The following is a 342-nucleotide window of genomic DNA, read 5'->3' as shown; positions in this document are numbered from 1 at the left end:
GCGGCTCAGGCTTCGGGAGCTGTGACGTCGAACAGCTTGGCCGAGATCGCAGTGGACACCACAGTGATGGAGAAGGCCATCGCCCATCCGACCGACAGCCGCCTCTATGAGCGGGCCCGCCACTCGCCGGTGACGCTGGCGCACAAGGCCGGGATCGCCCTGCGCCAGAACTACAATCGCCTGGCGCCGCGCCTGGCCGGCCAGGTGGGGCGCTACGTGTGGATCGGCATGGAATAGGAACCCTGTTGGAGGGGTGATCGGCGTCCAAACGGGACCCCACTGACGGCGGGGTTCACAGTGGTTTCCGGGATGATCGGGAGCCAGTGCTGGGATGCTGGTCGT

At 66.7% G+C, this 342-nt stretch carries 1 pseudogene; it reads left to right on the top strand.

The annotated features are described in order from the left end of the window. Nucleotides 1-216: pseudogene (locus ROTAS13_RS25575) on the top strand (IS5/IS1182 family transposase); the annotation flags it as partial. Nucleotides 217-342: the final 126 nt, after the last annotated feature.

Origin of the sequence: Roseomonas sp. TAS13, assembly GCF_001950415.1 — a bacterium.
Taxonomy (GTDB): Bacteria; Pseudomonadota; Alphaproteobacteria; order Acetobacterales; family Acetobacteraceae; genus Roseomonas; species Roseomonas mucosa.
The sequence above is the reverse complement of the archived record's forward strand: the minus strand, read 5'-3'. Positions and strand labels throughout refer to the sequence as shown.